Consider the following 8,530-nt stretch of genomic DNA (forward strand, 5'->3'; position numbering starts at 1 on the left):
CCACCTGAATCGCGGGCGCCGCTGCGGTGCTCTCCCTCCCTCCGGCCCGGAGCGGCGCCCGCCCCTTCCTCACCTCGTACGCACCACAAAGGAGCACATCCATGTCCTCGTCCTCGTCCTTGACTTCGACGTCGAACGCGAACTCTTTCGACGTCAACGCCGCCCGCGCCCAGCGGCACGAGGCCCACGGCCGGGCCTGGTCCTTCACGCTCGACGGAGACACCTTCGAGCTGCCGAGCGAGATCGGTCGCCGCACCGCGCGTGAGCTGCGTGAACTGGATGACAACGACATCGACGGCCTGTTCGAACTGCTGCTGGGCAAGGAGCAGTTCAAGCGCTTCGACGCGCACGACCTGACGATGCAGGACATCGCGGCGATCCTGGCGGCGTACGGCGAGGAGACCGGGCTCGGCCTGGGGGAAGACTGAGCCTCGACGCGTTCGCAGAAGAACACGCCGAGGCTCTCGAAGCCGATCTGCTGCGGCACTACGGCGTGGACCTGCTCGACTGGCACCGCGGCCGGCTCTCCTCCCGCCGGCTGTCGGTGCTCGTCAGACAGCTCCCACGCGACAGCGCCGTCAACCGCGAACTGCACGGCGAGGTCACGGAATGGGGCACGGCCGAGCACCTGCTGGCCGCCATCACCGACCACCTCGCCGCGGCGAACTGGATGACCGTCGCCATGAACGGCGAAGAAGGCTCGGATCCGCCGGAATACCCGGAGCCGATCCCGCGCCCCGGCAATCCGGCCGACACCGAGTCCGACCCTGACCCCGCTGAGGCCCCGGCCCCCGCCGATCTCCCCACGGGCGGCGAACTCATGCGCTTCTTCGGCTGAGGGGCCGGGTCCGCGGAGGGCTCAGTGAGCGCTCCGCTGCTCAGTAGCTCAGTAGGCGAAAACGCAGACCGCTCCGACCGCGAGCATGGCGAGTGCCACGACGGCGAGGAAAATTCGGACCTTGCGCCCGCTGGCCGGCACGCCCGTGGAGAATTCGGCGCGGGCCGGCCTGCGACGGTCGTAGACCACCGTGGTTTGGTCACCGACCTGAAGCGGCGGAAAGCGAAAGTATCCGGCATTGAACCGGATACGCTGCCCGTCCTCGATGCTGAAGTCCATCAGCACGCTGATTTTCCCGTCCCGGTCGGTGCCGGAATGATTCACGCAGGTTCCGGTCGTACGGACTCCACGCCTTCTGAGAACGCAAGTCCGTATGTGCTGGACTAGCGTAATGACAAATAGCAAGCTGAGCAGGATCAGGATTTCGAACAGTGTGTCCCGTGACATGCCTGATACCTCATCGCATCATATTTGATCCCTGACATTCAAGTATTGCGCGAGATCAGACGACGGCGATTCGGACCCCCGCGAGGATGACAGCGAGCAGAACAACGCAGGCAAGGAAGATCGGAGCTGTACGGCCATTGGCTGGCACGTCCCGAGCCAGCTGTGCGCGCCGAGGATTGCGGCGATCATAGAGCACGTCCGTCGTGCCACCTATCTGCACCGGGGGGAATTCGGAGTACCCGGCATTAAAGCTCATCCGACGCCCGTCTTCCGTATGGAATTCCATAAGGATGCCAATTTTTCCATCTTTGCTCGCTGAGTGATTTATGCATACACCGGGCACCCGGACGCCGCGCCTTCTCAGGAACTGTCTGGGTATATAGATGGCAGACACCCAGACGAACAGTACGGCGAGCAATATAAGGGTTCCATCCAGATACCTCTGCAACATGTCACTACCCTTCAGGTTAATTTGCATGCAGTGCACGGTCGGCGCCGGTGTCAACAAGGTCAAGACCGGCGCCAATCAGGCGGACAGATCAGAGATTCGAAGGATATCGAAGATCGGCTGAGTGAACTAGAAATGAGAGAGATAAAAAAAGCCGCTGAGTCCGACCCAGGCTCCGGCTACGGGTCCGGTCCCCTGTGCCCCCGGCTCCCGCCGATCTCCCCACGGGCGGCGAGCTCAGAACCGGACGCGCAGAAATTCGATCACGGTTTCCCGTGTCACGTCAGAGTCCCCACCGCAGAGTAGAATAGAGAATCGGGATGAGGCCGATTCCGCACACCAAGCCTGCCACCTTCCAGTGTTCATGTCGTGGGTACTCATCGGCGAGGTACGCCTCGTGCGGGCTCTTCGGGTCGTAAGAAATCTGTACCGTGGCGCCTTCTGAAAATCTGAGCGTCTTCTTGGTCTTTACGGCGACTAGCTCCCTTTCGTCCGCCAAAGGCTGCCGCTTGAAGAGTATTTTGTGCATGCCGTCGACTCTCTCGGGGCGGGATGCCATTTTGGCGGGGACGGTGACTCTTCTCCGGTATGCAAGGCGTTGGCGTATCCCTAGGCAGACCCCGGTCACTATCCACACAGCACCGGAAAAGAATATCCACCACACGCCAGCCGACAAAATTCCCGGTAGGGCCATGTATTTCATTTAATGTCCACTCTGTATAAATGCAATAAAACGGATATTTAGCGTGCACAGTAAGTTACTGGTGGGGCGAAAGTCAACCAGCCGGTTGGGGGCCGCGGGGGTCGTCGACCGAGGACAAGGAGAGTGCAGCACGAGATGGCATCTTCAGAGGTAGAGCAGACCGAGAGCTCTTTGAGTGTCGAGGAGCGTCTGGAAAAACTTGAAAAGGGGGTTGCCCAAAAGGATGGGTATGGCCAATTCCAGGTGAACTGGACAGAATGGAAGGCTGGATTCACTGGAGATGTAGGCAAATATGTCGAGATTATCGCTATCGCAAAACTTACGTCTCTCGTGAAGTTTGGCCTCCCCACTCTGCTGGATCTGGGAAAGCCTCTGGAAAATTACATCGAAAATCATTTCAAACGGAACAAGTTCGGGTGGCTCTTCGGAAAGAAACCCGAAGACGAAACGGCCCGGAAGTTCGAAGAGCATAAAAATTGGCTGCAGCGGCACGACGGACAGATCGACGGTCAGCGGCAGCGCTTCGATCAGCGGTTCGGGAATGTCGAAACTGGTCTCCGTAACACGAATAGGCGCGTCAACAGTCTGGAGACCGGGCTCAGTTCGATCCGCTCCAGGCAGAGCCAGGTGCGAGGCCGGGTCAACTCGGTTCCGAGGCAGGACCCCACTCTCACCAGTCAACAGACTCGTATCCGCGACCTTGAGGTTCGTATCAACGGATTGGTAGCCGCACTGGGTTGAGATGTGCGCTGCGCCGCGCGTCGACGAGATGCCACAGGCCCCAGCGGAGCGTCGAGTAGAGAATTGGTACCAGGCCGATCGACGTTATGGTGCCGCCCCACTTCCAGTGTTCGTTACGCGGGTGCTCGTCGGCCAGATACACCTGGCCGGGGTTTTTCGGGTCGTAGGAAATTTGCACGGTTTGATCGATGCGTACTCTGCGGGTCTTGGTGACCAGTACGACTCTTCGCTTTTCTCCGGCCACAGTGCGTCGTGAAAGCATCTGGCGAACCTCTTTCTCGTTCGCTCTCCACAGGCTCAGGCATGTGGCGATGGTGGCGACCCGTCTTCGGTACCCCAGGAATTCGCGGATTCCGATGCAGATGCCGCACACGATCCATGCAACGCCGGAGAGAAGTAATCTCAACGGGCCGAGAGGTAATATTTCCACTGAAGCGATGGTCTGCACCGGAAACCTTTCTGTGCAAAGGTAATTCAACGGATTTTATCATGCATATCAGGTCGCCAGACGGGCAAAGTCCGACGTCAACAGTTTGATTACCGCGCTGGGGTGAGCCGCGCGGCACCGCATACCGCGAATTGGATAACACATGTCTCTAGTGCAAGCCCTCGGCAGAGCCTCCGGCTCGCTGAGAAATTTCAAAACCGGTCTGGACACCGCCGGTAAGTCCGCCACCGCCCTCGGCCGGCAGGCTTCCACCGCCGGGACCGGTGTCAACAAGGTCAAGACCGGCGTCAAGCAGACGAACCGTGAGCTCAAGGGCATGAAGACGGCCGCCGATCAGGCGGCGCGGGCGGTGTCCAAGGTGGGGAAGGAGGCGGGTAAGGGCGGGCCTGCCATGGGGAAGTTCCAGGGTGGGCTGAAGAAGGCGGCTGGTGGGTTCAAGACGTTGAACAAGGAGATGAAGGGCAACATCATCGGGATGCTGCTCGGGCTCCTGACGCCGCTCATCGAGAAGGTCGTGCAGATGGCGACCAAGTCGAAGACGTTGCAGAAGATCATGAAGAAGGCCTTCGCGGTCATCGGCCAGGTCGTCAAGGCCGCCATGAAGGTCATCAGCCCGATCATGAAGTCGATCGGGAAACTGATCAAGACGGTCTGGGACGGCATCAAGAAGGCCATCACTGTCGTCGTGAAGGCTGTCGCGACGGTCATCAAGACGTACTTCAACGCGTGGAAAAAGGTCATCACCACGGTGATGAACGCGGTGAAGAGCGTGATCTCCGGAGCCTGGAACGCCATCAAGCGCGTCATCAGCCCGGTCGTCAGCTGGATCGGCTCGGCCGTTCCCAGCGTCTTCAACAAGGTGAAGGGCGCGCTGTCGAGCGCCTGGAACGGGCTGTCCGGCATCGCCAGTCGCGCCTTCAACGGGATCAAGAGCGCCGTGCGGAGCCCGGTCAACGCCGTCATCGGGCTGATCAACAGCGCCATCGACAAGCTCAACGGGATCAAGGTGTCGATCCCGGGCTGGGTGCCGTTCGTCGGCGGGAAGACCTTCGGGGTCAGCATCCCGAGGATTCCGCGGCTCGCCGAGGGCGGTGTCGTGGGCCCGCGGAGCGGTGGCGTGCCGGCGCTCGTCGCCGAGGCCGGCGAGGCGGAGGCCGTCATGCCGCTGTCCAAGCTGGACCGGCTGCTGTCCGGCGCCGCGCTGGGGCGCACCTCCGGTGGTGTGGCGCTGGCCGCGTCCGCCGGCGGTTCCGGCGGGTTCCGCATCGAGAACTACTACGCGACGCGGGCCAGCGACCCCAACGAGACCGCGGCGGCGCTGATGTTCCTCGCCAAGGCCCGGGGGTGAGGACGTGGCAGCGGCATCACCCCTGGCGGGGTCGGCCGGCGCGTTCGCGGGGTTCGGCTCCGCGCTCGCCCAGGCGCAGCGGGGCGTACGGGCCAACCTCGCCGGGATCACCGCCGCCGCCCGGTCCGCCGACGCGGTCAAGCGCGCCGCCGACCAGAGCGCCCGGGAGTCCAAGGAGTTCGTGCGCGGGGCCGGGGTGGCCGGCCGTTCGGTCACCGGGTTCGCGAAGACGGCGGGTACCGCCAACCCCGGCCTGAACCGAGGGCGTTCGGGGTTCAAGCAGTGCGCCCGGGAGCTCAAGAAGATCAAGGGGTCGGCGGACCTGGCGGCCCGTTCCGCCTCGGTGTCCAACAAGGGCGCCAAGGCGGGGACCAAGCTCACCGGCCCGTTCCGCAAGGGCCTGACCAGCGCCTCCAAGGCCATCAAGGCCGTCAACCTGGCCATGAAGGCCAACCCGTGGGGGTTGCTGATCTCGCTGCTCGCGCCCTTCGTCATGGAGCTCGTCGATACGGCGCTCCAGTCGAAGGCCGCGCAGAAGATCATGAAGCAGGTCTTCGATCTCGCGGCGAAGAGCTTCAAGGCGATCGCGAAGTTCGTCACGCCCCTGATGAAGGGGGTCGGGACGACCGTTGCGAAGGTGTGGAACGGCGTCAAGACGGTCGTATCGGGCGTCGTCAGGGCGATCGGCGGGCCGCTCACCCGCGCGTTCAACGGAGTGCGCAGCGGCGTCAGTTCGGCGACCAACGCCGTCAAGTCCGTGATCTCCACCGTCTGGGGCGGCTTCAAGCGGGTCCTCCAGCCGGTGCTCAACTGGCTGACCCAGGGGCCCGCCAAGGGGTTCCGTACGGCCAAGTCGGCGATGTCCCGGACGCTCACCGGCATGGCCGGCATCGTCAAGAGCGCGTTGCAGACCGTCCTCGGCGTCATCAAAGGCCCGATCAACGCGGTGATCGGCTTCGCGAACCGCCTCATCGACGGCCTCAACAGCCTCAGCGTGAACATCCTCGGCAAGAAGTTCGGGGTGAACATCTCAAGGATCCCGATGCTCGCCGCGGGCGGCGTCGTCGCGCCCCGTGCCGGCGGCGTCCCCGTCATCCTCGCCGAGGCAGGCGAGACCGAGGTCGTCCTCCCGCTGGCCAAACTCGGCAGGCTGCTCGCCCGCACCGCCGCGCTCGCCACGAGCGGCCCGGCCGCACCCCATCTCGACCACTACGAAGAGCCCACCGGCCGCGGCGCCCACGCCATCGCCGAGGACCTCCTCTTCCTCGCCCGGACCGGCGCACACACACGGAGGTGAGGCCACCCATGGCCACCGCACAGCACAACACCGACAGCCCCGGCTCATTGATCACCCACGACGGGCAGATCCAGTGGGCCGGTCTCCTTTTCGGCCCCGGCACGCCGTACCAGATCGACAGTACGGGGCTGACCGGCTGGGACGACCTGCCCGGCCTGGACTCCGCCGACGTGCCCCGGCCCGACCAGCACGGCTCCTGGCCCGGCACGCAGTGGGCCAAACCGCGGACCGTCTCCGCGGCCGTCTGGCTGCTGCCCGGCCGCCCGGAGCAGGCCGCGGACGTCGCCCGCGAGTTCCGCGCCGCCACCGGTGTGAACGACGGCGAGCAGTGGCTGGCCGTGCGGCTGCACGGCGAGACCCTGGTCTGCCGGGCGCGGGTGGACCGCCGCGTCATCCCGCTGGACCGTACGTACCAGACCCTGGGCGTCGCCAAGGCCACCCTCCAGTGGCTGAGCACCGACCCGCGCCGTTTCTCCTCCGCCGAGCAGAGCGTGCGCACCACCCTGCCGGTGGCGGAACCGGGCCTGGTGTGGGACGCCGCGGACCGGGTCGGCGGCGCGGAGGGCCTGCGCTGGCCGCTGGAGTGGGGGGCCGCCGACTTCGTCGCCGGCGGCACCGTCACCGCGACCAACGGGGGCGACGCGCCGGTCAGTCCGGTCGTCGAGTTCCGCGGTCCGGTGCGGCTGCCCTCGCTGACCCGCCTCTCCGACGGGACGCAGCTCCAGTACGACATCACCCTCGCCGAATCCGACGTCCTGACCGTCGACACCACCGCGGGCACCGTCACCCTCAACGGCACCACCTCGCGCATCCACACCGCCACCGCGTCCTCGATCCCCGAACAGCGCTTCCAACTGCTGCCGGGCACCTCGTCCCTGGCCTTCCGCTCGGCCCCCGGCCGGATCGACCCGCGCGCCTCGGTGACGGTCACCTGGCGCGACGCGCACTGGTGACGGACACGTGACAGCCACGTGACGGACGCCTTTTCGACCACCCCACCCCGCACCCGGAGAAATGGAGCACGGACATGAACATACGCAGCGCCTGGCTGGTCAACCGCACCGACGCGGACGGAGGCCAGACCCGCGTCGACACCCGGCTCGCGCCGATCGGCACGCTCACCCCCACGGGCCCGCTGGCCTCGCGGGACGGCGTCATTCCCGGTTCCCGCGACGGCCGGAGCCAGTTGGACGGCCTGTACGTCTTCAGCGACACGGCGGGGATGTCCGCCAAGGTGGCCCCCGGCCGCGCCGTGGTCCAGAGCAGCGAGCCCGCCGGGGCCTACCCGGTCGTCCTCACCGACCACACCGCCGTCGACTTCGCCGACGGCGACCCGAACAACCCCCGGATCGACCTGGTCGTCCTGCGGATCTACGACGCCCAGCACGACACCTCCGACCGCACCGCCGCCGTACTGGAGGTCATCCAGGGCGAGCCGGCCGGCAAGCCGGTCGCCCCGAAGACGCCGGGCGCGGCCCTGGCGCTGGCCGCGGTCTCGGTGCCGGCGGGCGCGTCGGCGGGCAACGGCGGCATCGGCTGGCACAGCGGCGCCGTCCTGGACCTGCGCCGCCCGACCGTCGCGGTCGGCGGTATCGTCCCGCGCACCTCGGGCGACAGCACGCCGGGCAGCTACCCCGGCCAGTACCGCGACACCGACTCCGTCGGCCTGGAGCGCTGGAACGGCAAGGAGTGGCGCCCCTACCCGGATGTGACGGGCTGGCAGCCGCTCAAGCTCGCCGCCGGTTACGGCAACCCCGGCCATGGCACGAACGCCGCCTGGCGCCGGTCCGGCAGCCTGGTGACGCTGCGCGGCCGGATCGGGCGGAACGACGAGAAGCCCATCCCCAACGGCGACGTCATCGCCGTCATCCCGCCCGACCTGCGTCCGGGCGGCGGCCGGGAGTTCGCCTGGGCCTCGCCGCGCACGCAGAACAAGACGGGGCCGTCGGTGACCCGCGTCGAGATCGCGGCCTCCGGCGACCTGCGGACGTACGAGGGCTTCGACAACCCCGTGTGGATCTCGCTCGACGCCGTCTCGTACTACACCGACTAGGCACGGCCATGAGCGATCACCTCGCGACGACCGATCACACCTACCGCGCCCTCTTCTGCGACCTGCGCACCGACCAGGTCGTCGACAGCCTGCCGTTGACGGGCGTCCAGTTCGACGACTACATCGGCAAGCCCGGCTCGCTGCGGGCCACTGTCCCGCTGCCCGACCGGCACCTCGCCCAGCGGGCGCGCACCGCGCTCCAGCCCG

At 65.8% G+C, this 8,530-nt stretch carries 11 protein-coding genes and 1 pseudogene; 8 read left to right on the top strand and 4 right to left on the bottom strand.

Features of this window, described 5'->3' with window-relative positions:
* The first annotated feature begins 101 nt into the window (after positions 1–101).
* Together ACFU99_RS23370 and ACFU99_RS23375 are read left to right on the top strand one after the other, a co-directional pair.
* The gene (locus tag ACFU99_RS23370) at positions 102–428 is read left to right on the top strand and encodes a hypothetical protein (protein ID WP_384394990.1); all 327 of its coding nucleotides are present in this window, start codon (positions 102–104) and stop codon (positions 426–428) included.
* A gap of 65 nt (positions 429–493) precedes the next feature.
* The gene (locus ACFU99_RS23375; RefSeq protein ID WP_384394992.1) at positions 494–838 is read left to right on the top strand and encodes a hypothetical protein; all 345 of its coding nucleotides are present in this window, start codon (positions 494–496) and stop codon (positions 836–838) included.
* Between the two features lie 48 nt (positions 839–886).
* On the opposite strand, the gene ACFU99_RS23380 is transcribed toward ACFU99_RS23375, so the two are convergent.
* From ACFU99_RS23380 to ACFU99_RS23390, 3 genes are all read right to left on the bottom strand, one after another.
* Entirely contained in the window at positions 887–1,285 is a 399-nt protein-coding gene (locus tag ACFU99_RS23380) for a DUF3592 domain-containing protein (RefSeq protein WP_384394994.1), read from the bottom strand.
* Between the two features lie 55 nt (positions 1,286–1,340).
* Positions 1,341–1,763 carry a DUF3592 domain-containing protein gene (locus tag ACFU99_RS23385; RefSeq protein WP_384394995.1) on the bottom strand — a complete coding sequence of 141 codons (423 nt, stop codon included), beginning with the start codon at positions 1,761–1,763 and terminating at the stop codon, positions 1,341–1,343.
* A 253-nt stretch (positions 1,764–2,016) separates the two neighbouring features.
* Positions 2,017–2,436, bottom strand: a complete 420-nt coding sequence (locus ACFU99_RS23390; RefSeq protein WP_384394997.1) for a DUF3592 domain-containing protein — start codon at positions 2,434–2,436, stop codon at positions 2,017–2,019.
* Between the two features lie 123 nt (positions 2,437–2,559).
* Between ACFU99_RS23390 and ACFU99_RS23395 the strand changes: the two genes are divergently transcribed.
* The gene (locus ACFU99_RS23395) at positions 2,560–3,177 is read left to right on the top strand and encodes a hypothetical protein (RefSeq protein WP_384394998.1); all 618 of its coding nucleotides are present in this window, start codon (positions 2,560–2,562) and stop codon (positions 3,175–3,177) included.
* Here the strand turns inward: ACFU99_RS23395 and ACFU99_RS23400 are convergent.
* Positions 3,149–3,625, bottom strand: coding sequence for a hypothetical protein (locus tag ACFU99_RS23400; protein ID WP_384395000.1), 477 nt, complete (start codon positions 3,623–3,625; stop codon positions 3,149–3,151). The genes ACFU99_RS23395 and ACFU99_RS23400 overlap by 29 nt on opposite strands.
* A 142-nt stretch (positions 3,626–3,767) precedes the next feature.
* Between ACFU99_RS23400 and ACFU99_RS23405 the strand changes: the two genes are divergently transcribed.
* The 5 genes and pseudogenes from ACFU99_RS23405 to ACFU99_RS23425 all read left to right on the top strand — a co-directional run.
* Complete coding sequence (locus tag ACFU99_RS23405; RefSeq protein WP_384395002.1) at positions 3,768–4,973, top strand: phage tail protein; 1,206 nt, start codon at positions 3,768–3,770, stop codon at positions 4,971–4,973.
* A 4-nt stretch (positions 4,974–4,977) separates the two neighbouring features.
* Complete coding sequence (locus ACFU99_RS23410) at positions 4,978–6,270, top strand: hypothetical protein (RefSeq protein WP_384395004.1); 1,293 nt, start codon at positions 4,978–4,980, stop codon at positions 6,268–6,270.
* Positions 6,271–6,278: 8 nt separating this feature from the next.
* Positions 6,279–7,223, top strand: a complete 945-nt coding sequence (locus ACFU99_RS23415) for a phage distal tail protein (protein WP_384395005.1) — start codon at positions 6,279–6,281, stop codon at positions 7,221–7,223.
* A gap of 74 nt (positions 7,224–7,297) precedes the next feature.
* Entirely contained in the window at positions 7,298–8,323 is a 1,026-nt protein-coding gene (locus ACFU99_RS23420) for a hypothetical protein (protein ID WP_384395007.1), read from the top strand.
* A gap of 8 nt (positions 8,324–8,331) precedes the next feature.
* Positions 8,332–8,530, top strand: a pseudogene (locus tag ACFU99_RS23425) (hypothetical protein); the annotation flags it as partial.

It is taken from the genome of Streptomyces sp. NPDC057654, assembly GCF_042800135.1.
Taxonomy (GTDB): Bacteria; Actinomycetota; Actinomycetes; order Streptomycetales; family Streptomycetaceae; genus Streptomyces.

Coding starts and splice junctions, on each gene's coding strand:
- ACFU99_RS23370 (WP_384394990.1), top strand. CDS start 102: ATGTCCTCGTCCTCGTCCTTGACTTCGACGTCGAACGCGAACTCTTTC.
- ACFU99_RS23380 (WP_384394994.1), bottom strand. CDS start 1,285: ATGTCACGGGACACACTGTTCGAAATCCTGATCCTGCTCAGCTTGCTA.
- ACFU99_RS23385 (WP_384394995.1), bottom strand. CDS start 1,763: ATGCAAATTAACCTGAAGGGTAGTGACATGTTGCAGAGGTATCTGGAT.
- ACFU99_RS23390 (WP_384394997.1), bottom strand. CDS start 2,436: ATGAAATACATGGCCCTACCGGGAATTTTGTCGGCTGGCGTGTGGTGG.
- ACFU99_RS23405 (WP_384395002.1), top strand. CDS start 3,768: ATGTCTCTAGTGCAAGCCCTCGGCAGAGCCTCCGGCTCGCTGAGAAAT.
- ACFU99_RS23415 (WP_384395005.1), top strand. CDS start 6,279: ATGGCCACCGCACAGCACAACACCGACAGCCCCGGCTCATTGATCACC.
- ACFU99_RS23420 (WP_384395007.1), top strand. CDS start 7,298: ATGAACATACGCAGCGCCTGGCTGGTCAACCGCACCGACGCGGACGGA.